This window comes from Sphingomonas sp. CFBP 13733 (assembly GCF_014841795.1).
Lineage (GTDB): Bacteria > Pseudomonadota > Alphaproteobacteria > Sphingomonadales > Sphingomonadaceae > Sphingomonas > Sphingomonas aerolata.
The window spans coordinates 659,065-684,309 of record NZ_JACYUP010000003.1 but is presented as its reverse complement, the minus strand read 5'-3'; the positions used below and the strand labels follow the sequence as shown (position 1 = coordinate 684,309).

General features: G+C 58.8%; 22 protein-coding genes. 5 read left to right on the top strand and 17 right to left on the bottom strand.

Annotation, left to right across the window (positions count from 1 at the left end; genetic code table 11):
• Positions 1-18: 18 nt before the first annotated feature.
• Positions 19-1,059, bottom strand: coding sequence for a right-handed parallel beta-helix repeat-containing protein (locus tag IFT71_RS11785; protein WP_192140961.1), 1,041 nt, complete (start codon positions 1,057-1,059; stop codon positions 19-21).
• Between the two features lie 382 nt (positions 1,060-1,441).
• On the opposite strand from IFT71_RS11785, the gene asnB reads away from it, so the two are divergent.
• On the top strand, positions 1,442-3,460 hold the full coding sequence (gene asnB, locus IFT71_RS11780) for an asparagine synthase (glutamine-hydrolyzing) (RefSeq protein ID WP_244654876.1): 2,019 nt from the start codon (positions 1,442-1,444) through the stop codon (positions 3,458-3,460).
• 39 nt (positions 3,461-3,499) lie between these two features.
• Here the strand turns inward: asnB and IFT71_RS11775 are convergent, their stop codons facing one another.
• The 16 genes from IFT71_RS11775 to IFT71_RS21855 all read right to left on the bottom strand — a co-directional run bounded on the left by IFT71_RS11775 (position 3,500) and on the right by IFT71_RS21855 (position 21,095).
• Positions 3,500-4,822 (bottom strand): hypothetical protein, encoded by a 1,323-nt coding sequence (locus IFT71_RS11775; protein ID WP_192140959.1) that lies wholly within the window; start codon positions 4,820-4,822, stop codon positions 3,500-3,502.
• Between the two features lie 90 nt (positions 4,823-4,912).
• Positions 4,913-6,058, bottom strand: a complete 1,146-nt coding sequence (locus tag IFT71_RS11770; RefSeq protein WP_192140957.1) for a glycosyltransferase family 4 protein — start codon at positions 6,056-6,058, stop codon at positions 4,913-4,915.
• Positions 6,055-7,161: a glycosyltransferase family 4 protein gene (locus tag IFT71_RS11765; protein WP_192140955.1), complete on the bottom strand. Its 1,107-nt coding sequence runs from the start codon at positions 7,159-7,161 to the stop codon at positions 6,055-6,057. The genes IFT71_RS11770 and IFT71_RS11765 overlap by 4 nt, the downstream gene beginning before the upstream one ends.
• Complete coding sequence (locus tag IFT71_RS11760) at positions 7,158-8,183, bottom strand: EpsG family protein (protein WP_192140953.1); 1,026 nt, start codon at positions 8,181-8,183, stop codon at positions 7,158-7,160. The genes IFT71_RS11765 and IFT71_RS11760 overlap by 4 nt, the downstream gene beginning before the upstream one ends.
• Positions 8,183-9,169: a glycosyltransferase family 2 protein gene (locus IFT71_RS11755; protein ID WP_192140951.1), complete on the bottom strand. Its 987-nt coding sequence runs from the start codon at positions 9,167-9,169 to the stop codon at positions 8,183-8,185. The genes IFT71_RS11760 and IFT71_RS11755 overlap by 1 nt, the downstream gene beginning before the upstream one ends.
• A gap of 477 nt (positions 9,170-9,646) precedes the next feature.
• Positions 9,647-10,576 (bottom strand): glycosyltransferase, encoded by a 930-nt coding sequence (locus tag IFT71_RS11750; RefSeq protein WP_192140949.1) that lies wholly within the window; start codon positions 10,574-10,576, stop codon positions 9,647-9,649.
• Complete coding sequence (locus IFT71_RS11745) at positions 10,569-11,492, bottom strand: NAD-dependent epimerase/dehydratase family protein (protein ID WP_206757446.1); 924 nt, start codon at positions 11,490-11,492, stop codon at positions 10,569-10,571. The genes IFT71_RS11750 and IFT71_RS11745 overlap by 8 nt, the downstream gene beginning before the upstream one ends.
• Positions 11,493-11,535: 43 nt before the next feature.
• A complete protein-coding gene (locus IFT71_RS11740) occupies positions 11,536-12,582 on the bottom strand; it encodes a glycosyltransferase family 2 protein (RefSeq protein ID WP_192140945.1) in 1,047 nt (348 codons plus the stop codon).
• 106 nt (positions 12,583-12,688) lie between these two features.
• Positions 12,689-14,002 (bottom strand): O-unit flippase-like protein, encoded by a 1,314-nt coding sequence (gene wzx, locus IFT71_RS11735; RefSeq protein WP_192140943.1) that lies wholly within the window; start codon positions 14,000-14,002, stop codon positions 12,689-12,691.
• A 42-nt stretch (positions 14,003-14,044) separates the two neighbouring features.
• Entirely contained in the window at positions 14,045-14,935 is an 891-nt protein-coding gene (locus IFT71_RS11730; RefSeq protein ID WP_192140941.1) for an NAD-dependent epimerase/dehydratase family protein, read from the bottom strand.
• A complete protein-coding gene (locus tag IFT71_RS11725; protein WP_192140939.1) occupies positions 14,935-15,483 on the bottom strand; it encodes a dTDP-4-dehydrorhamnose 3,5-epimerase family protein in 549 nt (182 codons plus the stop codon). Before IFT71_RS11725 ends, IFT71_RS11730 begins: the two co-directional genes overlap by 1 nt.
• 21 nt (positions 15,484-15,504) lie before the next feature.
• On the bottom strand, positions 15,505-16,818 hold the full coding sequence (gene rfbH / locus IFT71_RS11720) for a lipopolysaccharide biosynthesis protein RfbH (protein WP_192140937.1): 1,314 nt from the start codon (positions 16,816-16,818) through the stop codon (positions 15,505-15,507).
• Positions 16,815-17,930 carry a CDP-glucose 4,6-dehydratase gene (gene rfbG / locus IFT71_RS11715; RefSeq protein WP_342212641.1) on the bottom strand — a complete coding sequence of 372 codons (1,116 nt, stop codon included), beginning with the start codon at positions 17,928-17,930 and terminating at the stop codon, positions 16,815-16,817. Before rfbG ends, rfbH begins: the two co-directional genes overlap by 4 nt.
• A complete protein-coding gene (gene rfbF, locus IFT71_RS11710) occupies positions 17,915-18,685 on the bottom strand; it encodes a glucose-1-phosphate cytidylyltransferase (protein ID WP_192140935.1) in 771 nt (256 codons plus the stop codon). The genes rfbG and rfbF overlap by 16 nt, the downstream gene beginning before the upstream one ends.
• Before the next feature lie 10 nt (positions 18,686-18,695).
• Entirely contained in the window at positions 18,696-19,721 is a 1,026-nt protein-coding gene (locus IFT71_RS11705) for an FAD-binding oxidoreductase (protein WP_244654875.1), read from the bottom strand.
• A 102-nt stretch (positions 19,722-19,823) separates the two neighbouring features.
• A complete protein-coding gene (locus tag IFT71_RS21855) occupies positions 19,824-21,095 on the bottom strand; it encodes a sugar transferase (RefSeq protein ID WP_192140933.1) in 1,272 nt (423 codons plus the stop codon).
• Positions 21,096-21,728: 633 nt separating this feature from the next.
• Between IFT71_RS21855 and rfbC the strand changes: the two genes are divergently transcribed.
• From rfbC to rfbA, 4 genes are read left to right on the top strand one after another with little or no spacing between them, the layout of a single operon-like run.
• Positions 21,729-22,304 (top strand): dTDP-4-dehydrorhamnose 3,5-epimerase, encoded by a 576-nt coding sequence (gene rfbC / locus IFT71_RS11695; protein WP_192140931.1) that lies wholly within the window; start codon positions 21,729-21,731, stop codon positions 22,302-22,304.
• Between the two features lie 11 nt (positions 22,305-22,315).
• On the top strand, positions 22,316-23,371 hold the full coding sequence (rfbB, locus tag IFT71_RS11690; protein WP_192140929.1) for a dTDP-glucose 4,6-dehydratase: 1,056 nt from the start codon (positions 22,316-22,318) through the stop codon (positions 23,369-23,371).
• The gene (gene rfbD / locus IFT71_RS11685) at positions 23,368-24,309 is read left to right on the top strand and encodes a dTDP-4-dehydrorhamnose reductase (RefSeq protein ID WP_244654874.1); all 942 of its coding nucleotides are present in this window, start codon (positions 23,368-23,370) and stop codon (positions 24,307-24,309) included. Before rfbB ends, rfbD begins: the two co-directional genes overlap by 4 nt.
• Positions 24,306-25,175, top strand: a complete 870-nt coding sequence (gene rfbA / locus IFT71_RS11680; protein WP_192140927.1) for a glucose-1-phosphate thymidylyltransferase RfbA — start codon at positions 24,306-24,308, stop codon at positions 25,173-25,175. Before rfbD ends, rfbA begins: the two co-directional genes overlap by 4 nt.
• Positions 25,176-25,245 lie beyond the last annotated feature (70 nt).

Genomic DNA, 25,245 nt, shown 5'->3' with positions numbered 1-25,245 from the left:
AACTGCCAGCCCAATCGGCTATAGGGCGGGAAGGGATCGGCCATCCGGAACAAGATTGCCGGTTACCTGCGTAGTTCCGGGCAGATAATCGGCTCCATGTTCCACAATAATCAGCCCAGGTGAGGCGGGATTACCGCGCCAATCGTTACGTAAAAGAGACAACCGCCGAATGCGGTCTTTTCCCAGATACAGTGGGGCCGATCCTGGTCCGCCGTTTCCCGTCTGTTTAAAGCAGACCCCTTGCAGCTTTATTCCATCACCCTTGTACACTGCCAGCGCAAGGCCCTCGCGCCGTCCACACCGGGTAAACTTATCCCCAGATACAATGACATCCATCACCCCGGCCGTAGGCTCGCCAAAACCTAAGAAACTACGCCCTGTATAGTCCGTCCAGCGATTGTTGCGGATCACGATGTCTTTTCCTGAGAAAATCTGAAAGCCGCAATATCCCCCCATGCCGACGTTGTTCTCGATCACGCACTTCATGGCGGGTGTCGCCGCGTCTGGCTGCCGGTGGATGGTCATCATTACATCCCCCCCCGTGCCATGATATTTTCGAAAGCTGTTACCGGAAATCAGCACATCGCGGGGCGGAGGAACAATCTCTGGAACCACAAAGGCGATCTGTCCGACATTGCCGCCACAATTATCGAAGTCACAGTTCGTCACGCGCAAACGCTCCAGCCTATAGAAGGGGAATGCATCGGGTTCGAAATCAATCGGTCCCGGCATCGTGGGGCGGGTGCAGCGGGTGAAACGGCAACGATCGATGGTGATATCGGCGCCGCCCGTCACTGAGATCGCGTTGCGATTGTCGTTGTTTACCCCGTCAAACACGCAATCGCGAACCAGAATGTTGCTGATCGTTCTTGGTTCGCGCACCGGCCAACCATGCTCGGCTCCGAGGTATAGGCCGTCACTGGCAAAGCCGACAAACTGTACTCGCTCGATCCGCACTCCACTGACCCCCGAAAGTGACACAAGGTTCCAATGTTCACGAAATCCTGTTTCCGTTACGCGTCCTTCAATCCTGAGATCCCTCAGCGCGATGTTCTCCAACGGAACTGCGGCCGTGGGGCTTTCCCCTACTAGAACGCTTCTTGCATCCCGCGCCAGCCGTAGAACAGAGGCTTGGCCATCACCCCGAATCGTCGCGCCGGAACGTAAGGGAACGGATCGCAGTATGTATGCGCCGCCCAGTCCTGATCCCTGACCGGCTGGGCAGTAAACGGGCGTCCCCAATTGCAAAGCACGGGTGAATGCCGCTGTGTCGTCCGGATCTCCCGGCCGCCTCAGATCGGACACCCTGACTTCGCCCGTGTGAGCGTTGCAGGACGCGGTCGCAGGAATTGTCGCTACCCCAGCGGCAAGTCCCCGCAGCATTTGGCGCCGGGTCCAAGCGGATCGAGGGAAAGAACTAAGATTGTGGAAGTGAGGCATAATGTCCTTCTGCATTGCAGCACCTGACGGAGGTACTTATAGGGACGCCGAACTGGAGAACCAAAAAATGTGCGGAATTGCGGGCTTTGTGACCGGCCGCTCCCTAAACCAAGGCGCCCGCGCAAGCCTCGTCGCAATGACGGACGCAATCGCGCATCGAGGGCCCGACGATGACGGCCAATGGGTGTATCCAGAACAGGGTGTGGCCTTGGGTCATCGCCGCCTAGCCATCATTGACCTGTCACCAGCCGGGCACCAACCCATGTCCTCGGTTAGCGGTCGCTATGTTCTTGTCTATAATGGCGAGATCTACAATTATGCCGAACTGCGGACCAAGCTCGAACAGGAGGAGCAAGCGCCGACATGGCGGGGGCATTCGGATACCGAGGTGCTGCTAGCCTGCATAGAGGCATGGGGTATCCGCAGCACGTTGGAGCAGGCGAACGGAATGTTCGCATTTGCCTTGTGGGATCGGCAGGACGAGGTCTTGACCCTAGCACGCGACCGTGCAGGCGAAAAGCCACTCTTCTACGGCTGGCAGGGAGGCACATTCCTGTTCGCCTCCGAACTGAAGGCTCTAACGGCTTACCCTGGGTTCGAGCGCGTAATCAACCGCGATGCCGCTGCGGCGATGATGCGATTCGGCTATGTGCCCGCGCCGATGTGCATCTGGCAGGGCGTTCACAAGCTGCCGCCCGGTTATCTGTTGGAAGTAAGGCCCAAGAACTCTGAACAAGCGGTTCCCCAATGTTATTGGGACATCGCCACTATTGCAGCGCACAACGCACGTCACCCGCTCATCGACACCCCCGATCTAGTGAACGAACTCGACGCACTGCTGCGGGATGCCGTTCGGCTACGTATGGAAGCAGACGTGCCCCTCGGCGCCTTTCTGTCGGGCGGCGTGGACTCGTCCATGGTGACCGCGCTGATGCAGGCTCAGGCGGACCGACCGGTGCGCACCTTTTCTATTGGCTTTGGCCAGCGTGCCTTTGACGAATCCGGCTATGCCCGCGCTGTTGCAAAGCATCTGGGCACCGACCATTGCGAGCTGCACGTCGATTTGGCTGATGTGCAGGCGACTATTCCTAAGCTGCCGATGATCTGGGACGAGCCGTTCGCCGACTCTTCCCAGATCCCCACCTATCTCGTGAACCTACTAGCGCGCCGCGAAGTGACGGTAGCACTGTCGGGGGATGGCGGCGACGAACTCTTCGCTGGCTATAATCGGCATGTTCTAGGCGCACGCATTTGGGAAGGTAGCGCCCGCCTGCCCGGCTTTATGCGCCGTGGAATTGCTGGGGCACTAACCAGTAGGACCGCATCCGGGTTGGTGAACGCTACAGGACTGGGAAACCGCATTGCTGGTCTTTCGGAGCGCTTGCCCAAAATCGGCGCAGTTATCGGTGCCCGCGACCCAGCGGAATTTTACGCGCAGCTGGTATCGCAATGGCGCCCGGGCACACACCCTGTGATCGGTGCGAGCGACGGAGACCACGTGATCGCGGTGCCCGCGTTTGACGATTTCCGCAACACCATGCTGTTCATGGACACGGTAACCTACCTGCCCGACGACATCCTAACGAAGGTAGATCGCGCCGGCATGGCGGTTAGTCTTGAGGGGCGCATTCCCTTTCTCGACCACCGAGTGATTGAATTTGCCTGGCGCGTGCCCATGTCTGCCAAAATCCGAGATGGCCGCGGCAAGCACATCCTTCGCGAAGTGCTGTACCGGTATGTTCCCCGGGCCCTGATCGATCGACCCAAGGCAGGTTTTGCAATTCCCATCGGCGACTGGCTAGCCGGCCCGCTTCGCGATTGGGCGGAAGCGCTAATTGAGCCGGCTGCGCTAGCGTCGCAAGGCATCCTGAATCCGGCGCTGATCACCCGGACGTGGACGCGCTTCCTACGCGGTGAAAAGGCCCTTGTGCCGCAGCTCTGGTGTGTGCTGATGTTCCAGGCTTGGCTACAAGCCCAAGGGAGTCAGCCGGTCACGGCTGCCCTACGTCATACCGCGTGACATAGCTTTATTTTCTGGACAGCGGAGTGCACGAGTTCATCACGCGGCCGAGCGACGCCCGTTCACCCCCAAAGCCACGCGGATGCGATCCGGGATGCCAGCAAGCGGGAAGCTACCTGTGCGCTCGCTTCCCGCACTCCCGCTATCGCTAAAATACCCGATCCCGTTATGGTCGCCGTTCTTGATCGCCACAAAGGCAGCGTGGTGGCGCAGGTTCTCGATGCGGTTGTTGCCCGCGATCACCGCCATGCCTTCGGGAATGTCGTTGGGATAGCTCAGCATCACGAACAGATCCGCGCCGCGATTGTCGACGGTGAAGATTGGCGTGCCGTCCTCCGCCTTTGCAAGCAACAGCCTTCGCTCGGCATCGTTGGCCTCTTCCACCGACGCACAGGAGACCAGAAAATCGCGCGACATGCGTGGCTCAACCGACTGGAAGGGAACGTCCAGTTGTCGCAGGAACGCGGCATGATCAGTCAGTCGCCAGTAAAAGGAGGTCTTGCCATAAGGTTCCTGATGAAGGCCAGTAGCCAACATCAGCCGCGCCTGTGGGAAGGCGCGCTGCACCTGCCCTAAGATACGGTCGTACAGCCGGTACACGTCGAGCAGCGGGTCCTCGTCTGGATGGACATACCAAGCCGGGTTACGGTGTGGCCCATCATACACTGCAGAGTTAAACATGTAATGATGCTGGATGTGCGCACCAGCATTGAGGAACAGCGTTGCAAAATCGGGCTTCTTGCCACGCACGAGACGAACAAACAAATCCGTCAGCACCTGATCCAAAAACAGTGCCTTGGACCAGGCCTTGCCTCGAGCCGCACCTGCCAGTTTCAGGTAAGCCGGATAGTTCAACGGTGACGCGTTGCGCAGCCCGCCAACGGCAAAGTCGAGTACCGACTTCTTGTTTAGGCCACCTGTCGCATTGTCGTTCACCGCTTGACGGATCGCTTGGTAGAAGCGCGTGTCCAAGCCCCCGGCGCACACACCCGTGTCCGTCCAGGGATCGGGAATGAAAAAGGCAGGTTCGTGTAGGCGGTACTTGGCATTCATCGGGCTGACGGCACCGACCTTCAGCCCCGCCTCCTCCAGTTGTTCCCAGATTTGTGGAATATCGGTGCCGACGATGTCACCCAACCGGAACACACCGTGCTCGGCATAAGTCAGCCCGGTGTGTGCTGTGACCCACTGGATCCATGGCTCCAGCTCATCATAATTCTGTTCCGACTGCGTTTCATCAAATCCATGACGCGCAAGAAAATCACGGAAATTCGGCAGCTCGCCCTTGGCGATATATTGCTGCAAGAACTCGAAGTTGATTTCGTTGAGTTCAAGAAAAAGAAGCTGTTGTACCTTATTCACCAACTTGTCCCCTGGACGATGCGTGGCGCTCCATATCACCCCCGGAGGGCCAGCGAAAGGAAAGGCGACCATGCTTCCTCGAAACAGCAGTCAATTTAACCTCATGGCGTCCAGCATCGCATCATTGATGCGGTGAACGTCGAACAACCGCTCGGCCAAAACACGGCTTGCCTGCCCCATTTGCGCAATCAACTCGGGGGCGTCGATGAAGCGACGCATCGCCGCCTCCAGTGCCCGTGCATCGCGCACAGGCACCTTGAAGCCGTTAATGCCTTCTTCGACCGTGTCGCGGCAACCAGGCGCGTCGGTGGTGATCACGGGCAGCGCCATAGCCATTGCCTCCTGGGTGCTTCGCGGCTTGCCTTCACGATAGGAAGGCAGCACGAACACGCTACTCTGCGCCAGCCAAGTACGAACGTCTGGAACCTGGCCGGGCCATTCGATTACCCCCTCCGCAACCCACCGTTCCACGTCCTCGCGCTTAAGTCCGCCAGGATTGCTGTCCACGTCGCCGAGCAACAGGAAGCGTACGTCGCTCTCGCTTTCCTTGATCCGGCGCGCTGCCTCGACATATTCGACGATGCCCTTTTCGCGGAGGAGCCGGGCAACTAGCACAAAGGTGACAGGTGAGACGATGGGCTGTGCCGGCTGGAAGCGGGCAAGGTCTACCCCCGAACCGCTGATCAGCACTGCCTTGTCGCGGGGCAGCAAGCCACGGCTGCACAGCACTTCCAGATCGTCACTGTTTTGCAGGAAGACGCGGTCGCACAACCGGAATGCGACACGGTACAATGTCGAGGCGACACTCCGCAGAATTTGGCGTTTGGCACTGTACCGCGAGCCATCGGGAGTGAATACGTAACCTAATCCCGCCACCAGTGCATACCGGCGCTGGATGCCAGCGAGCCGAGCGGCCAGTGTTCCGTAAATCACCGGCTTGATAAAATAACCAAAGACAAGGTCAGGGCGGAGCCGGCGCAGGGTAACTGCCAGCCTCACCATGTCCGCCAGATCTCGAGCCGGATGCAAGCCGGTCCGCTCCAGCGAGATGTCGATCGGCGTGGCACCGAGTGCGCGCACGGCAGCGCGGGTCTGTTCGCCGTAATCGGGCGCCAAGGCGTACACCGTGATGCCCTTGCTGACCATCCGGCGGATCAGCGGCCCACGAAAATTGGCCATCGAAAACGCAATGCTGGTGATGATCGCGACCGACCGCACCGGGCCATTCGCACTCATACGCCTGCCCCCATCGCGGCGCGAAACGCATCCAGCACAACCGGCTGCTGCGATTGCAGAGAATAGTGCGCGACCACCTTATCGCGTCCTTTCGCGCCCATGCGTGCCCTAAGATCTGGGTCACGCGCCAGTTGCTCGAGCGCGCCCACCCAATCCGCCTGTGTATGAGCGAGCAGCCCGTCGACGCCGTGGTCGACGATAACGCTGTTCACCCCCACCGGAGACGCAATCCCGGGCAGCCCGCATGCCATGTACTGGATCAGTTTGTATCCACATTTCCCCCGCGCCCAAGGTTGGTCAGGCACTGGCATCAAACCTACGTCCATGGCTTGGAGATCGGCTACCTCACATGCTTCATCCCATTCAATCGCGTCAATGCCCTCGATCCCCCGCGCGGCCGGTCCAGCGCCCACCACGCGAAAACGCGCGCCCAAGCGTGCCATCGCTGGCAACAACGCGGGAAGTAGCGGTTCGACATAACGCCAGGTCGACGGCGAACCAATCCAACCTACGGTCAACGGCCCTTCACCACGCTCCAGCCGAGGGCGAAAATGGTCGGTGTCAACCACAGTGGGCACCACCACCGCCCGCCCGCCTGCCGCGGTCACATAGTTCGCTAGGTACTCATTGCCGCACAGGCATGTCGCCGCCTGCCGTACCAGTGGGCGCAGCTTGCCACCCAACAGACGGCGCACGACGGCAGACGGGTGCGCGTCGTACATGTGAAATATCGCGTCATCGATGTCGTATACGATCGGACGGGGGGCGATCTGCGCGAGTAGGCCGTCAATCAACGGCAGATATGGAAACATCTCGTACTGGATCCATAGGAGGTCATGGTCACGCATTGCAGATACGTCGCCCAATCGGCGGGCATAAGCGCGTGCCACCCCGACCGGCGACGCCCGCTCCCCATTCATTAGGCCCGCCAGATAGGTGTCGTCGAGCAGCGGCCTGAGATCGATGCCGATCTGATGCTTTGCTAGAAACGGCGCATATTGCAGCAGCCGCTGCCGCGTGCTCGCGGCACGAGAACCGTATTTAGCGAGCGCGAGGATATGGCAACCACCCGCCGCCCAAGAATTGTTTGATGCGATGCTCATAGGGTTATGATCCCGCCATCAATCCATAGATACCCCAGCAACGCCGTTGTTATTATGACAAAACCCAACCCCGGCAAATCCGCCATCGTCCAGCGGCTACGGCATGACAGGAAAATGATGGCTGGGAACAGCACCTCCTTGCTGCGCTGTGCGACAACCGGCGCATCCGGCAGGAGAACGATCGGCACCAAACAGGCGATTGACATGGTCAACATCAGCACGTGATAGCCCCCGCGACGATGATAGCCCGCGGCCAGATAGCAGGCGAGCGCCGCGACGATTAGCAGGTTGTTCACCGACAGGATGGAGACGCTCTCGATCAGTGCGCTATTTTGAAGGTAGGCCGCACTGAGCGGGTTCAGACTGTTGAGGACATCTTCGAACGCATAGTTCAAGCTACTGAACACCGTCGCGATCACTATGACCGCCAAGGTCCCAGCGACTACTAAGCGACTGCGTACGTATAAGCCAAGCCCGGCTCCAACTAAGAGCAAGCTACTCGAGTAGTGAAGCGAAAACGCTAGGCAAAATAAAATGGCCGACCAGGCATAGCGCCGTTCAATTAACAGATGAACGGCCCAAAAGCCAAATGCTAGAGCGATACCTACACGATACTGTGTATATTCGTGAATAGGAAAAAATAACACTGCATAAAGTATCGCGGCAAAGACAGGATGGGCAAGATATCGCCTGAAAAGCATAAACTTGATAGCTAGTGATACAGCGGCTAGTGTTAAGGACAGGGTTGAAAGGTCAGCATCGAGATAGTTTCTAAAAAACCAAGCGATAACGTGAAAGCCGGGCTCAAACCGAGTATCAAGAAACGATAAACTATTTGGTATAGACTGATAGTAGATTAGATATTCAAAATAGTCGCGGCTATAGCCGAAGAGCATCAAACCCGTGACCGTAGTGAGCGTGATCCAGATCAGGGCTAGCAGGACGTCCGCGACGGGGCGCGTGTCGAGAGCCGTACCAGGGACAGGCGTCGCATGCGGAATGCTGGCTATAGTCGATTCCACTATGCGTCCCCCGCGGGATGGATAGCCGAAGAATTAGCAATCTTGGTTCCGGATCGGCCGAAGACACGGCGCAGAACACGACCCCACAGTAGAACAAAACCTCGCCCGGTTTCCCTCGCATCCGTCAGCGAACGTCGAGAGACCGCGCGTATTAATCGTGGAAACGGCTCGACGCCAAGCGTAACCATCGCCACGGCAAGCGCCGATGCCGGGGTGAAATGCTTGAAGGCGTAGACAATCCGGCTTTCCAGCGCATAGGCTAGCCGCTGAGGCTTGACTTGCTCAGACGTTCCGCCGCCGCGGTGCAAACCTACCGCTTCGGCCAAATAGAAGACGCCATACCCGGCTTGGTGGACCCGCGCCGAAAGATCCAAGTCTTCTAGATAAACAAAAAACTGCTCGTCGAACCCGCCAAGCCGTTCAAACAAATGTCGCCGGATCAAGTAAAAAGCGCCGATGACGTGGTCCACCGGTCGACTGGATAGGTGATCAAATTCACGATCGTGCAAGCCAGGAATGAGTCTAGGAAACAGGGTCGCAAGCCCCGATGCCGCGGCCAAGAGAACAGTCGGAGTTGGGAACCGCGCGCAGTGCCGTTGCACTATGCCATCCTCCTCGATCAGCTTTGCCCCGCATACTCCAACACCGGCATTCTCCGGCCGCTCCATGAAGCTAATCGCAGTATGAAGGGTATCCGGCAACAACGCGGCATCGGGGTTGAGAAACAAGATGTACGGCGCCCGGCCACGGTGCGCACCAAGGTTGCACGCGCGGCCAAACCCCAAATTGCGCCCCGTGCGCACGATGTCGAGTGCCAGTTCGGGACATATAACTGCATCGGAACCGTCTCTTGATCCATTGTCTACTACAACAACCTTCTCAACATTGTCTTTTCCATAATACGCAATTGAACGGATGCAACGTGATAACCATTGCCCAGAGTTCCAGTTTACGATGATTACGTCAGCGTTGTTAAAGTTGGTCAACGAAAATACTTCTTATCCGAGTGCACTATTACACGTAAATGTTTTTCTTATCCGGCATAGATATGATCGAAGATATTTACTTCAGGGATTACGTCAATAGTGTACAGGTGCCGGCTCACTGCTGGAAACAAGCATGTTCATACAAGCTAGTGGCTAACGCTGCGTGATACCCGCGCTGATGGCACTGCCCTCTCCATTGGCGTTCCCTTTGTGCTTACCCCATCGCCCATCGCAGCCCCGACATGTCAGATTATGGGTATGGTCCATAGAGCAGCCCACTCGCATTGCCCAGCGGTTGTGCCTTTTCAAACTTTGTTCGTTTCACTGGCTGATCGACGGAACATTGCACTTGCTTGCTCGGTGGCTGTATCAAGCGGAGCGTGCTAGATGGACTGGAACCTTGCCTGCGTCTTACGCACTGGCATTTTTGCGGACGGATGAAATACGGCTCGTACATCCGGGCATGACTTTCGTCGGCTATTTCCTAGCGCGCCGTGCCCTCCTGATACGCTTGGCAAACGCTGCTGTGGGTTTCGGAACAAGAAGGATTGCAGCCATCTGCCAGAATGGGAGATGCGCTGCGCGACGAAACGATGGTTGACCAAGATGCGTCCAAGTGAAGGTTCCCGCCAGTCGTAGGTCCAGCAACGTTACCAGGCTGAAAAGATTCATCCTTGCAGAATGAGAACGGATCACCTCCGGCTGATCTGCGGGCGAGATAACCTTGGGAAAAGCCGATACGACGGCAGACCAGTGGTCGGCGAAGACGGTAATCGCCTGTTGCTGCCAGTAGCTGTTCTGCTGAACCACGCCGAGGCTCGGCTGACCAAACCACCCAAACTTTGTATTATGGTGACTGGCATAGCCGAGCATCACGCTGATCTGGGGGAAATCGCGCTTGACGATCAAGTCATCGCCCTGCTCGACGACCCAATCGCAGACACGCCGGTGATAGATCGTGGCGCCAGTCCGCGTCTGATGCCACAAGGCAGATTTCAGCAAGGCCTTGCCCTCTTCGCCGCTGACCTGCGGGATGTCGTGGCGGTCCGGCGACTGGTAGTTGACCAAAACCAGATCCTGATCGTCGAGAAAGCCTAGGATCTTCTCCAATTGATTAGGCATGACCCAGTGCTTGTCGCCAAGTAGCCATACGAAATCAGCGTTGGGCCAAGTGAGCGTGGCGATCAGGTTGCGGTCGTGACCAAGCGAAGGTGTGTTACGGCGATAGTGGACATCCCCGAATGCGCGAACGGCGTTCCGCGTCAGATCGTCGGGACTGTCATCGGAGACATAGAGAGCGATGTTCAGGCGACGTGCTTCATCGATCATCTTGGCCAAATTGGCCGCAACGACGTTATCCCGGCGATATGTTGGGATGCAGATAGCCAGGCGGGGCCGTTCAGCCATTTAGGACCTCGTCGGCATAAGTAGCAATGCCGTCCTCGAGCGGTCGGGCGTGATGTAATCCGGTCCCCCGAACGCGACGAACGTCCAGTACCAGCTTTGGCACATCTACGGGACGGGCCGACCGAAACACCAAGCCAAGAGTGCGTCCGGTCACCTCTCGTATGGTGTTTACAATTTCCAGAAGGGAATGTCCTTCGCCGCTTCCTATGTTCAGCGCCATTCCGCTCACGCCGGCCTCAATCAACTGACGAATAGTAAGAACGAGATCGTCGATGTAGATATAGTCGCGGATACTCGATCCATCGCCCCACACCTCCAGTGCTTGGTCGTTGAGCAGCTTGCCCATGGCAACAGAGATCAGGCCTTGGCCCCCGCGCAACGGCTGGTTGCGTCCATAGGGATTAGACGGGCGCAGGATCAGATAATCGAGGCCTGCCGTTCGGCCAAGGAATTCAAGCCAAGTTTCGATCTCCAGTTTGGATTGGCCATATAGGCTGATTGGCGCGCAACGATCGTCCTCGGCGACCGGCGCGCCGGTCGTCACGCCGTAGATCGTACCGCCGGACGAAATAAAGACCAGCTTGACGCCGACTTCGGCCAGACCCTCTGCCAAATGGATGGTGGGTGTGATGACTTGACGACGTTCGATAACGTAATCGGCCATCGGACTTCCCGGCTTCATCCTCGAAACCAGGTGCACCACCACCTCCACCCCCCGCTTGCGCACGAAAGCAAGGATTGCGTCGGAGTCCTCGATCGGCAAAGCATGGACGTTCCCGGCGGCATCCCCCGTGCGCGCGCCGACCAAGACGTCATGCCCAGCATTGGTCAGCTCGCGCGCAAGATTGGAACCGATGAATCCGGTTCCGCCAAGCAGCAATATGGTGTGTCGCAAGGGCATATGGCGTCGCTGCATACTCACTGGGTCTGGCATCTACGGATGATTGTGCAAACCACGGTCACAGGACACCGTGGCGTAAGCGTAAAAGCGTCTCGCGGATGGTACTTGGCGGGGGAAGTGGAAAGCCAAGTTCCTCAGCCAGCGCATCCTGATCGAGCTTTTCACCCCACATCAACTCCGTAGTCAGCACTTGGTTAGCTGCCAGCAGCGGCGCCATCTTCATCCAGCTGTGCGGCACAGTGCTACCAGCCATCTGCTCGCGCATCTCATGCAACTGGGTGACGAAGCGTTGCAAGATGCCCGGAGCGATCGACTCATTGTCACCAATGCCAACATCGGCCAGCACCTTGTCGATAAGATAGAGCGCACCGTCATCAGTCATCCTCAGATAGAAGACATAGTCCGCGGAAGGAAAATCGTCGGGATCATACCCGCCCAGCCGAACCGCGGTGTCTCGTCGGAACAAGAAGCCAAGCCCGTTTCCGAAAAAGTTGCCAAAGAACTGCCGCTTCACGGTGACCCTCAGCACGCCATTGCGATAAGGTACCTTGTGAACACTTTTGGCGATCACCTTGGCGAGGCGGAGCCAGACCGGGGATGCCGACGACACCTTAGTTTCAGGCGCGACGGCCCGTCGATCCCGTACGCCCTTTCGGCACACAATGCCGTTTGCCGCGGGAAGCCGATCCAAGGCCGCAAGACACTGCTGGAGAAAGTTGTGTCGCAAAAGATCATCATCATTGAGGATCGTCACCCACGGCGTTTCAGACAGCAAGATGCTGCGGTTCCAATTTCCGAACATGCCAATGTTGGTGGAATTGACAAAATAGCGCACCCGGCAACCCCTGGTATCGGCCAACGCTGCACGCACAATTTCCGGCTTTTCTCCGGGCCCATCATTATCGACAATGACAATATCGGGCGGGGGCACGCTTTGCTGCGCGACCGCGCTGTTGATCGCTTCCACCAGCGTGTCGATCCGCTTATAGGTAGGGATCGCAATCGTGGCCCGGGTCAGTCCACCCGCCTCCCCGATTTGCCAGACCAATTCGTAGGGCTGATCCGCAATATCCCGAAAACTGTCGCGCGTTTGCAAGCTTTTCATTGGAACGGCCTCCACCATTGCAACGAATCTCGCCGCTTAGAACCGGCGGAGCTGCTAAAATCATTGTGCTGGGCAGTATGCCTGCGAACGGAATGGGGCAGCGTCATCACGTCTCGATGCTCTTCCATGCCTGCCATGGCCAGTACCAGTTGTTGTAGGTCAGTTGCACTAAGCCCTGACAAGCAATCATCGCTGCGACACCCAAGCCCAACCAGCCGGCTATCGTCACGCTTATGGCGATGGCAATGCCTGACGCGAGGGCGGCTCGCACGAACGGTACGTCATTGGCTGTCGTGATGAATGTCGCCGCGGTCGCGTGCAAGCCTTCAAGTATGAGCACCAGTGTCAGGAGGATAAGCGTCCCGGTCGGTAAAAGCATAATATTGCTGTCGATTTCCCTGAGCGCGATCGGCATGATCATGACGATGAACGCGGCGCCGATCAACGCGGTTACAACATAGATCGCCATGACCATGGTGAATGTCTGGCGCAGCACTACGGTGTTTTTCTTGACCCGCGCATCGACCAGCTTGCTCAGCGAGATCTGCATCGGCATTTGGGCTACGGCAATCACGGCAGACAGCATCTGAAGCGCCAGCGCATACGGACCGACCACAGCAAGTCCCCCGAACGCCGAAATGGCAAAAAGCGTGTAGCGGTTAATAAGGAACGCCCCGATCGAGACGGCGCCCATGCGGCTCGCGTTAGGCCAGATCGCGCGCAGGACAGCATGGACGGCGTGCCGCTCAACTTTCTCAGCCCGGCATCGCCGGGTCAGGTCACCCAGAAGATTGATGGCGATCGTACGGGCAATGACTTGACCCAAGATCAGCGCTCCAGCCACGGCGATCAGGCCGCCTCCGACCAACAGCGCCCCGATCGCGATCGTCACGGAGGCGGCCCGATTGACGATTATGTACAGGTAATTCTGTTCGACGCGACCGAAGCCGACCAGAGCCGAGTCGACCCACAGAAAGTACAGATTGAGACTGATGCTGACGGCGAAGACCAGCCAAGCGCCCTCGGCATAGCGAATATCTAGCCCGCCCTTGCCACTGATGGCTGCGACATACGGAAGGCCAGCGACGACGAGCACCAATAGGATAAGCCCGGCGAGCAGCCGATAGAATATCTTGGCGGCAGCCATAATCTCTGCGATCAGGCGAAAATTGGGCGTGCGCTGGATTACAATTTCCTCGCTAAGCCCTCGCCGCTCAATCTTGGAGGCGCCCGAGATGCCTAGCGCAAACGCTCGCGTGAACGTCGGCTGGAAGCCAAAATCACAAATGAAAGCAAGCGACTGAATGGCAACGAAGATGTACCATAGACCAATTTCAGCCTTCGACAGTCTCGTCACCATGAAGGGCACAAGCATCAGCGCCGAGCCATATTGCAGCAGCTGAGCGGTGAGGCCGATCAACAGCGCGCGATGCGCGCGAATGTGCCTCGACAACTCCATCGATCAGGCGCTGAGCGTCGGCAACATATCGGCCAAACGGCGGCGTGGCAGCCAACCTGGCAGGCGCTGCCCTTCGACCAAAATTACCGGCTCCATCACCTCACGGGCGCGATAAGGTCGTTCGCCAAAAACAACATCCAGCCTGCGGCCCGTGGCGACCTCGACTATCGGCACTAGGTCGCGAACGCGCAGGCGCTCGCCCGATACGAAATAGCTTTCATCAAGCAGGTTGGCGGAAACCAGCAGGCGATGACCAGCTACGATGAAGGCGTCGACCACGTCATCCACATGACTGATGTCCATCATCTGCTCACCCGGCGACATGCCCAGCCGCTGCCCTGATAAGGCGGCGTCCATCAGCAACTGCACCAGCTTGCGCCGGGTATCGCCATGGCCGAACGTGTCGAACAATTTCAAAGTGATCGACGACAGGTCACGCGCATCAGTGTAGTAGCGCAGCAGATCATCACCCGCCTGCTTGGTGGCGGCATAGAGATTAACCGGTACATAGCCAGGACCGCGATAATGCTGCCACGCGGTACCCGTACTGACCAGCCGGGCCGAGCCGACCGGTAGCGTGACCGTCATCGCCTCTGCCAACTGGCCGGTAAGCAGGACGTTTGAGGCAATCAGGGGCTCGAGGTCAGCTGGTTTGTGCTCGGCAAGGTACAGCGAAGCCAGATGGAACACGACATCGGGGCGTACAGCTTCCACTACGGCGATCAGCCCGGCAGTTGTGCCATCGAACCGGTGGATTACCGCTGCACTTAGATCGTCAGCTATAACGGTTGAAGGCCGGGCAAGCAGGTCAACCGCCCAACCTTCGCTGAGCAGCCTATGCGCCAGCTTGGCGCCGATAAAACCTCCAGCGCCGGTAATCAGTGAGCGGGGCATTAATCCGTCATCCTAAAAGGCGAGATGTAATCGGCAAGCGCCAGATGGTCCGCATCGCGTGCAGACAGGACGGGATTGGTTACTGGCCAATCGAAGCCGAAGCTATCCCAGGCGACCCCGCGATCTTGGTCGGGTTCGTGGACGCTGGTCACCTTGTAATACATCACGCTGTTGTCGGTCAGCGACAGAAAGCCATGCGCGCAACCAACCGGTACATAGAGGCCGATGCCGTTATCCGGCTCAAGCTCCACACTGATCGCTTTGCCGAACGTCGGGGAGTCGGTGCGGATGTCAAGGACCACGTCGAGCACACGGCCGGCCACGCAAAACACCAGCTTGGCATGTTGGGCGGGGGGTTCCTGAAAGTGCATACCGCGTACGACGTTCTTTGCGGATGTCGTGTAATACTCCTCGCGCCAATCAGTTCGCAGCTTCAGTTGCTCAAAGCTAGGCGCGTGAAAGCTTTTAACAAATCCGCCGCGGACATCTATGAACGCTGGCATCTTCAGAGTTTTTACGCCCGAAATTATGGTATCCTGCGTTTCCACGCCGACTCCTAAATATAATAGTTAGAAGTTCATACCAAAGAACTCTTCCAGCTTCTCGCCAACGTAATCGATCTGCGACTCGCCAAGCGCCGGGAAAACACCAAGCCAGAAACTGTTGTTCATGACGCGGTCTGTCTGAGTCAGATCACCAACCACACGGTAATTGACGTGCTTGAAATAGGGCTGGCGCGTGAGGTTGCCGGCGAAGACGAGGCGGGTACCGATCTTGTTCTGGTCAAGGAAGCGCGTCACATCGACGCGCTTCGCATCGACGCCCTCGCGCAACATGACCGGGAAGCCGAACCACGACGGGTCCGAATTGGGCGTTGCTTCGGGCAAGATGAAAATTTCATCCATCCCCTTCAGCCGCTCGGTCAGCAGCGCGAAATTGCGCCGGCGCGCAGCGATGAAATCGTCGACACGGTCGAGCTGCGCCAGGCCGCAGGCCGCCTGCATGTCGGTGATCTTCAGATTGTAGCCGAGATGGCTGTACACGTACTTGTGGTCGTAGCCGAACGGCAGGTCGCCATGTTGCTGCCCGAAACGGCTGCCGCAGGTATTGTCGCAGCCGGGCGCGCAATAGCAGTCGCGACCCCAGTCGCGGATGCTCTCGATGATCGGCCTGAGCTCGGCCGAGCGGGTGAACACCGCGCCGCCCTCACCCATCGTGATGTGATGTGCGGGGTAGAAAGACAGCGTCGCAACATCGCCCCACAGGCCAACCTTCTTGCCGTCGTAGGTCGCGCCCAGCGCGTCGCAGCAATCCTCGACTAGCCATAGGTCGTGCTCGTCGCAGATACGCCGCACCTCGGCGAGGTTGAACGGGTTACCGAGCGTGTGCGCAATCATGATCGCGCCTGTTTTATCGGTGATCGCCGCCTCGATCAGGTTGGCATCGATGTTGTAGGTCGGCACTTCGACGTCGACGAACACCGGGATCAGGCCGTGCTGGATCGACGGGTTGACCGTGGTCGGGAAGCCAGCCGCGACGGTGATGACTTCGTCACCGGGCTTAAGGCGACGATCGCCAAGCTTGTGGCTGGTCAGGCACGACAGTGCCAGCAGGTTCGCGGACGAGCCCGACGTGGTGGTGAGGACGTAGGGTGCGCCGGTGATCTTGGCGAGCCCCGCCTCGAATTCGGTGTTGAAGCGCCCCGTCGTCAGCCAACCGTCGAGCGAAGCCTCGACCATCAACTCGATCTCGGGAGCGCCGATAACTTTGCCTGCAGGCGGGATCACGGTTTCCCCGGGCACGAACGGCTTGGGGGCGAATTGGGCCTCCGCATACTGGTTTACCAGCGCGCGGATCTGCTTACGAAGGTCGTCGGCGTTCATCGGTCGTGTTCCTGTGCGGCAAGGGGGAGCGAAGCGGGAGCGAAGCGCTGTAGCTCAGTCAAACAATAAGCATGCATATCGACACCCGACAGCCACGCGCGCTGCCACGCGACGATGCTGGCAAGCGCTTGCTCGAGATCCCAGCGCGGCTGCCAACCGAGCTCGGCGCGCGCCTTGGATATGTCGAGCTTGAGATGGCGCGCCTCGTGTGGCTGGACACTCTCGTCGTAGGTCCAGGCAGCACCATCACCCCAAGCGTCACACATGCGCTCGACAATCCATTTTACGGGGCGAGCATCGTCGTCGCGCGGGCCGAAGTTCCACGCCTGTGCCGCTTGCTCGGGCTTATGCCACAACGCCTGTGCGAGTTCGAGATAGCCGCCCACCGGCTCCAGAACATGCTGCCATGGACGGATCGCGAGCGGATTGCGGATGAGAGCGGCTTCGCCGCGCTCGATCGCGCGCAGGATATCAGGAATTAGGCGGTCCGCAGCCCAGTCACCGCCACCAATCACATTGCCCGCGCGACCGCTGGCAAGCGCAATACCCGCCTTGGCCAGAAACGAGCGGCGGTAAGCAGACACGACCAACTCGGCGCAGCCCTTGGAGTTGGAATAGGGGTCATGCCCCCCCATCGCCTCATCCTCGCGATAGCCCCAGGCCCATTCGCGGTTTTCGTAGCATTTATCGGTGGTTACCACGACGCAAGCACGTACGTTGGCTGCCTTCCGCACGGACTCAAGCAGGTGCGCAGTGCCCATGACGTTCGTGGCATAGGTGCCGATTGGATCGTCATAGGATGCGCGCACGAGTGGCTGTGCGGCCATGTGGATCACAATTTCGGGGTCAGCACCGACCAGCGCCTGCTCAAGTGCAGCTGGATCGCGTATATCGCCGATGATTGACGTCATACCATTGCCCACCAGCGCGACGTCGAACAGCGCGGGCTCGGTCGGAGGCGACAGCGCGAAGCCGGTTAGCTGCGCCCCCATCTGCTGGAGCCACAGTGCCATCCAGCTCCCTTTGAAGCCGGTGTGCCCCGTCAAGAAGACGCGCTTGCCCGCCCAGAAGGTGGGATCTACCCTTCCTTGTTGCATCACCAGACCCGCCACGGCGCCTTCCCGCTACTCCACAGCGCTTCAAGATGCTGCTTGTCGCGCAGCGTATCCATCGGCTGCCAGAAACCGTGATGCTCGAACGCCATCAGCCCGCCATCACTCGCCAAATTGCGCAACGGCTCCTGTTCCCAGATCGTCGCATCGTCCGCGATATAGTCGATCACCTTGGGGCTTAGCACGAAGAAGCCGCCGTTGATCATTCCGCCGTCACCCTTTGGCTTCTCCAGAAAATGGGTGATCTGTCCTTTTTCGATCTCCAGCGCACCGAACCGGCCTGGCGGATAAGTCGCAGTCATCGTCGCCAGTTTGCCGTGGTCGCGATGGAAGTCGATCGATCGGGTGATATCGATGTCGCCGACGCCGTCGCCATAGGTGAAGAAGAAGAATTCCTCGTCTTTTACATGATCGGCAACACGGCGCAGGCGACCACCCGTCATGCTTTCGTCGCCGGTATCGACCAGCGTCACCCGCCACGGCTCTGCGCGCTTCTCGTGAACGATCATCTCGTTCGCGCGCATGTCAAACGTTACGTCAGACATATGGAGGAAATAGTTGGCGAAATACTCCTTAATTACGTAGCCCTTGTAACCACAGCAAATTACGAAGTCGGTGACGCCATGCGCAGCGTAAATCTTCATGATGTGCCACAGGATCGGACGACCGCCGATCTCGATCATCGGCTTCGGCCGGAGGCTCGTCTCCTCAGCAAAGCGCGTGCCAAGGCCACCGGCGAGAATAACTGCCTTCATGGGTCGGTCCTCAGTTCGATTTGACGAATGCGTCGGAAAAGAAGCACTTGGCGGGCAAGCCGAGCGCGAGCATGGTTCCGCGCGCCGATGCGATCATCGCGCTCGAACCGCACGCATAGACCACTGTATCATCAGGATCTATGCCGTCCTTGACAGCTGACTGCTGCACATAACCACGCCGACCGATCCAGTCTGGCTGGTCTCCCGATAGCAGATGATGGAAACCCACGTCGAGCCCAAGGCCCGCCGGATCCCAGCAAAAGTTTTCAGCCTCGCGATTGCCCCAGAATACACTGAGACGGTGCCGCGCGGCTCGCATTGGATCGGCCGCCAGCTCCTCCAGCAGCGCCTTGACCGGAGCGATGCCCGTGCCAGTCGCGAGAAACACAATGTTGGTGGGGCCCTCATCTCGCAAGAAAAAGGTGCCAAACGGCCCCTCAATGCGGATGAGATCATTCGGCTTTGCTCGTTCGAACCAAAAGCGGCTGAGGTGTCCGCCAGTATAGCGTTTGACGATCAATTCGAGCAGGCCATCTTCCCGCGGCGCATTAGCAAGACTGTAGCTACGCCGAGCGCCATCGACGATGACGTCGACATATTGCCCTGGCAAAAAACGCATTGGGGACGCAGGCGGGGTCTTGAGCACCACCTTTACGATGTCCTGGGCCAATCGGTCGATCGACACGATCCGGCTCGGCATAGTTTTAATTTCGAAGCCGACGAGCCGGTCAAGGGGCTCGATGTCGAGCACGATATCCTCGACTGCCGCGCGGCAGCACGTCAGGATTATGTTGTCACGTAGTTCGACTTCGCTCAGACCTTCTTCTGGGCGAAGCGTTTCGGTCCGCCCCGACATCAGCGACGCTTTGCATATTCCGCACCGACCCGTACGACAGCTATATTCTAGCGTAACGCCTTCGCTGCGCGCGGCATCGAGGATCGATACGGCAGCATCGGCGAGAAAAGTTCGCCCGGTATTTAGTGTGACGGTTGGCATGCGTAACAGGCTGTTAGTCCATTCTTTCTGGCTGTCCAAGGTGCAAGTGCTGGCGTTCCCGCCTGAGCCGTGCCTCCTACTCCTGCCGCTCCACACCCAACGCGATCATCCCATCAAACCGTGGCATCAAACATTCAGGTGTCAGCGCGCGCCGTATCCCGTTATCATAGTTCGGATTGTTCGAACCACAATCAACAAATCAATCCAAGGTGAGTACTGCTTAATATAATAAAAGTCATAATTCAGTTTGCTACGTACATCATCTATATCAGCAACGTGGCCCTGGCATACTTGTGCCCAACCTGCGATTCCCGGCCGAATGATGTGGCGGTAGCGATAAAAAGGAATTTCTTGCTCGTACCAGCGTGAGAGCACCGCAGCTTCCGGACGAGGTCCAATCCAACTCATTTCACCCTTCAGAATGTTTAGAATTTGCGGGAGCTCGTCAATTCTCGACATACGCAGAAACCGGCCAATGGTCGTGATCCGATCATCACGATCACGCGTGATTGCAAGATCACGCTCTTGAATTGGGTTGGCCACCGTCGTTTTCATAGTGCGGAACTTGTAAACTGTGAAGGGTCTTCCTTGATAGCCAATCCTTTCTTGGAGAAAGAATGCAGGCCCAGGCGATGTAAGTCGGACCAATATGCTGATGACTATGATTAAAGGAAGTAGAAGAACTCCCATAAAAAATGCCATCAGCCAATCTACAACGCTCTTGAACATCATGTAATCCAAGCGCGGTGTAAGTGATCCGAAGCTATTCTCCGACAGATGCTCTAATTCCACCTTGCCGGTTAGCGACTCCAGCAAGTGTTTAACATGATAAACCGGCATATTACCAAGCGCATAATCGGCGAGCTTTCTGTCCCACTCGTTCGGGAGATCAATACGCAGGTCTGCCGCAATAGCGTCTAGCCCACTAATCCGAGATTCAGGTGAATGAAGAATACTCCATGTAACATGTGAGAAATTGGGTAGCTCCGCTACGTCGCCAAACGGCAGAACTCCGATGTGCAGACGCTGGCGGTGCTGAGCCAATGCGCCAATCAAGAAGAACCATACTAGCGTGAGAAAATATCCCAGCAGAAGAGTGGTCCGATTATATGGAATGCGCCCGAACACAAATGCGATTAACAAAGCACTGAAGACGAGACTAAAAGACGATAGGGCCGATGCCAACGCTTCCGATCCAGGGTATGTCGCCACATTGCGCGTCAGCCATGCGCCAATCAGGATCGCTAATGCCGTACCGACCAATGTATTTTGCAGCACGGTGCTGTTGCCCCCCGCACCGTAGATGAGCACGCGTCCGATTGCTGGCAAAACTGCGGCAATAAGGATTCCAACTGGTACCTGAAATCTCAGGCGGGCCCAGAATATTGGTCGTAAAGGTTGAACGCCGGCCACAAAAACATTCCACTCTGCATAACCGTACCGGGAAGCGATCCGCTAACGCGCGCCGTCCCTAGCTACTGGCTCATTGGGATGCAACTCTATCAAACTTGGCACTGCCGATGAGGGCACACCGTATGGCTCTTATCGTAAATGGCGCGGTTGTCGCACGGTGACATGCTCCCGGTTTTAGGCCTCGCTTGAGCAGGGTCGCCAGCCGTCAATAGCCGACCCTGCAACGCTCGTTGGCAATCTCGCGGATCGGCTTGGGTGCGGCGTCAAACGTCCCGCACAGTGCCTCATATTGTAATTTGAAACGACTGACCCAGGTCAACTTGCGGGCACGACGCTCGAAAACGGCGTGGTCGGCCGTCAGCTTCTTCAGTCGTTCGCAATCGCGCCGCCTCCGACGCTGTCATCCCGCCGCACTTCGCCCTTCAGTTGTTAGGCCGCATCGCTGATCCCGTGCTCGCGGCACAAATCCGCCGTCTTCACGCCAACCTCATGCTCGCGCGGCACACCAATGATCTGATCCTTAGTAAAGCCAGCCGGGCCGCATCACTCGTCTCTATCTGACGAGCTAACTTGCCATTGACATGATTTCTGGAGAGCAGCCGGATTGTCCCGCGCGATACAATTCGCTACCCTATGCTGCTGATGCCTCCTACTTTGCCCCAGTTAATTCATCCCCGCCGCCACGGTGACGCACGCGGCTGGTTTACCGAGACGTACAACCGCGACACATTTGCCGCGCTCGGTATCACCTGCACCTTCGTGCAGGACAACCACTCGCTTTCCGCACATGCATTCACCCTTCGCGGCTTACATTTTCAGACCCCACCGCGAGCGCAAGACAAGCTCGTCCGCTGCATCCGTGGGCGAATTTTTGATGTCGCGGTGGACGTTCGCAAAGGCTCTCCCTCCTACGGCCAATGGGTGAGTGCGGAGCTTTCTGCTGATAACGGCGATCAGCTGTTCGTACCCGTCGGTTTTGCGCACGGCTTCCTCACGCTCGAGTCTAATTGCGAGGTAGTCTACAAATGCTCGGATACCTACGCGTCCGAGGCCGATGGCGGTATTGCATGGGACAACGTCGGGATCGCCTGGCCGCTGCCGGTGGGAATTATGCCCGAGCTTTCCGGCAAGGACCGTTGCCAGCCCACGCTCGCAGATTTCGATAGCCCATTTCCCTATGACGGCCGCCCGCTCGCGCCGCTCGCCTGAAGGACAGACCCATGCGCATTTTCGTCACCGGCGGGGCCGGCTTCATCGGGTCGACCCTCGTCCGTCACCTGATCGAAAACACCGACCATGAGGTCCTCAACTTCGACAAGCTAACCTATGCGGGCACGCTGACGACGGTCGAGCGCGTCGCGGATTCGAACCGCTACCGCTTCGTCCAGGGCGACATCTGCGATGCGGACGCGGTCCGCGCGGCGATCGCCGGGTTCAAGCCCGACGTGATCACGCATCTCGCGGCCGAGAGCCATGTCGACCGCTCGATCGACGGCCCCGGCGCGTTCGTCCAGACCAACGTCGTGGGCACCTTCACGATGCTGAGCGAGGCGCGCGCCTATTGGCTGTCGCTCGGCGACGCGCCGAAGGCGGCGTTCCGCTTCCACCATATCTCGACCGACGAGGTGTACGGCTCGCTCGGCGAGACCGGGCTGTTCACCGAAGAGACGCCCTATGATCCGCGTTCGCCCTATTCGGCGTCGAAGGCGGGGTCGGACCATCTCGTCAGCGCCTGGGGCCACACCTTCGGCCTGCCGGTGCTGATCACCAACTGCTCCAACAATTACGGGCCGTATCACTTCCCCGAAAAGCTGATCCCGCTGATGATCGTCAAGGCGCTCGCGGGCGCCGACCTGCCCGTCTACGGCAAGGGTGATCAGGTCCGCGACTGGCTGTATGTCGAGGATCATGTCCGCGCGCTGCACGCGGTGTTCGAAAAGGGTGAGCCCGGCCGGACCTACAATGTCGGCGGAAACAACGAGAAGCAGAATCTCGAGGTCGTGAAGACCGTCTGCACGATCCTCGATCGCCTCCGCCCGCGCGCCGATGGCCAGCCTTACGCGACGCAGATCACCTATGTCGCCGACCGCCCCGGCCACGACAAGCGCTATGCGATCGACGCGACCCGGATCAAGGACGAGCTCGGCTGGGAGCCTGCCGAGACGTTCGAGACGGGTATCGAGAAGACCGTCGCCTGGTATCTCGACAACCAGGACTGGTGGCAGGCGATCGTCGCCGAGCACAAGGCCGACCAGCGTCGCGGGCTTTCGGTATGAGCGATGCTTCCGCAGCTGGCGGCATGAAGCGGATTCTCGTCACCGGCGGCAACGGCCAGCTCGGCACCGAGCTCAAGCGCTATGCCTGGCCCGAGGGCTGGGCGGTCAGCGCGATCGACATCGACGAGCTCGACCTGCGAGATACCGCGGCGATCGCCGCGATGGTCGCGGGTGGCCATCACGGTACGCCCTGGGCCGCGGTGATCTCTGCCGGCGCCTATACCGCGGTCGACAAGGCGGAAAGCGACATCGTCACCGCCTGGGCGGTCAACGCGATGGCCCCCGCGGCATTCGCCGAAGCCTGCGCCAAAGCCGGCATCCCGATCGTCCAGGTCTCGACCGATTACGTCTTCGACGGCGCGCGCGACGGCGCGTGGGAAGTGACCGATCCGGTCGCGCCGCTCGGCGTCTATGGCGCCTCCAAGCTTGGCGGGGAGCTCGCGGTCCGCACCTCGGGCGCGCGCCACGCGATCGTCCGGACCGCCTGGGTGGTCAGCGCGCACGGCAACAACTTCGTCAAGACGATGCTGCGTGTCGGCGCGACCAACCCGCGCCTGCGCGTGGTCGACGACCAGCATGGCAGCCCGACGTCCGCGACCGATCTCGCCGCGGCGCTCGCGACGATCGCGATGCGGCTCGTCGAGGATCCCGCCGCCCCCACCGGCGTCTATCACTTCAGCAATGCCGGCGCGGTCACCTGGGCCGGCTTCGCGCGTGAGATCTTCGCGCAGAGCGGCGCGCGCGGCGGGGCCAGCGCCGAGGTCGAGGGCATCCCGACCAGCGACTATCCGACACCTGCGACGCGCCCGGCCAACTCGCTGCTCAGCCATGACGCGATCACGCGCGACTATGGCATCCATCCGCCCGCGTGGCAGACCGCGCTCGGCAACATCCTCGACGAACTGCTCGGGGCCCCCAAGAAGGACATTTCCCAATGAAGGGCATCATTCTCGCCGGCGGTTCGGGCACGCGGCTTCATCCGGCAACGCTCGCGGTGAACAAGCAGCTGCTGCCGGTCTATGACAAGCCGATGATCTATTATCCGCTGTCGGTGCTCATGCTCGCGGGCATCCGCGACATCCTGATCATCTCGAGCCCCGAATATATCGACAATTACCGTCGCCTGTTCGAGGACGGGTCCGCGTTCGGCCTCGCCATCTCCTACGCCGAACAGCCCAAGCCCGAGGGCCTCGCCCAGGCCTTCACGATCGGCGCGGACTTCATCGGCGATGACGATGTCGCGCTCGTGCTCGGCGACAACATCTTCTTCGGCGCGCACCTGACCGACCTGCTGGCGAGCGCGGTCGCGCGCAAGGGCGGCGCGACGGTGTTTTCCTACCGCGTCGACGATCCCGAGCGCTACGGCGTGGTCGAGTTCGGCGAAGGCGGCAAGGCGGTCAGCCTCGAGGAAAAGCCGGCAAAGCCCAAGTCGCACCATGCGGTCACGGGCCTGTATTTCTACGACAACCGCGTCGTCCAGTTCGCGCGCGACCTGAAGCCCTCCGCCCGCGGTGAGCTCGAGATCACCGATCTCAACCGCCTCTACATGGAAGCGGGCGACCTGTTCGTCGAACAGATGGGCCGCGGTTACGCCTGGCTCGACACCGGCACGCATGACTCGCTGCTCGAGGCGAGCGAGTTCGTCCGGACGATCCAGCACCGCCAGGGCATCCAGATCGCCTGCCTCGAAGAGATTGCGTTTAACCAAGGGTTCATAAGCGCCGATAAAGCTCGCGAGGCGGGCGAGCGTTTTAAAAAAACGAATTATGGGCGTGCCATATTGAACGCGGTAGATGGAATTTAACCTACTGATGCTCGCCAATATCAAGCGATGCATTGCGTAATGCACGGAATATACATTAATATTAGATTGG

Bases quoted from the DNA above. Each gene is read 5' to 3' on its own strand.
- asnB (WP_244654876.1), top strand. From the start codon at position 1,442: ATGTCCTTCTGCATTGCAGCACCTGACGGAGGTACTTATAGGGACGCC.
- IFT71_RS11770 (WP_192140957.1), bottom strand. From the start codon at position 6,058: ATGAGTGCGAATGGCCCGGTGCGGTCGGTCGCGATCATCACCAGCATT.
- IFT71_RS11765 (WP_192140955.1), bottom strand. From the start codon at position 7,161: ATGAGCATCGCATCAAACAATTCTTGGGCGGCGGGTGGTTGCCATATC.
- rfbB (WP_192140929.1), top strand. From the start codon at position 22,316: ATGCGCATTTTCGTCACCGGCGGGGCCGGCTTCATCGGGTCGACCCTC.
- IFT71_RS11730 (WP_192140941.1), bottom strand. From the start codon at position 14,935: ATGCCCCGCTCACTGATTACCGGCGCTGGAGGTTTTATCGGCGCCAAG.
- rfbD (WP_244654874.1), top strand. From the start codon at position 23,368: ATGAGCGATGCTTCCGCAGCTGGCGGCATGAAGCGGATTCTCGTCACC.
- IFT71_RS11750 (WP_192140949.1), bottom strand. From the start codon at position 10,576: ATGGCTGAACGGCCCCGCCTGGCTATCTGCATCCCAACATATCGCCGG.
- IFT71_RS11745 (WP_206757446.1), bottom strand. From the start codon at position 11,492: ATGCAGCGACGCCATATGCCCTTGCGACACACCATATTGCTGCTTGGC.
- IFT71_RS11740 (WP_192140945.1), bottom strand. From the start codon at position 12,582: ATGAAAAGCTTGCAAACGCGCGACAGTTTTCGGGATATTGCGGATCAG.
- rfbF (WP_192140935.1), bottom strand. From the start codon at position 18,685: ATGAAGGCAGTTATTCTCGCCGGTGGCCTTGGCACGCGCTTTGCTGAG.
- rfbA (WP_192140927.1), top strand. From the start codon at position 24,306: ATGAAGGGCATCATTCTCGCCGGCGGTTCGGGCACGCGGCTTCATCCG.
- rfbH (WP_192140937.1), bottom strand. From the start codon at position 16,818: ATGAACGCCGACGACCTTCGTAAGCAGATCCGCGCGCTGGTAAACCAG.
- rfbC (WP_192140931.1), top strand. From the start codon at position 21,729: ATGCTGCTGATGCCTCCTACTTTGCCCCAGTTAATTCATCCCCGCCGC.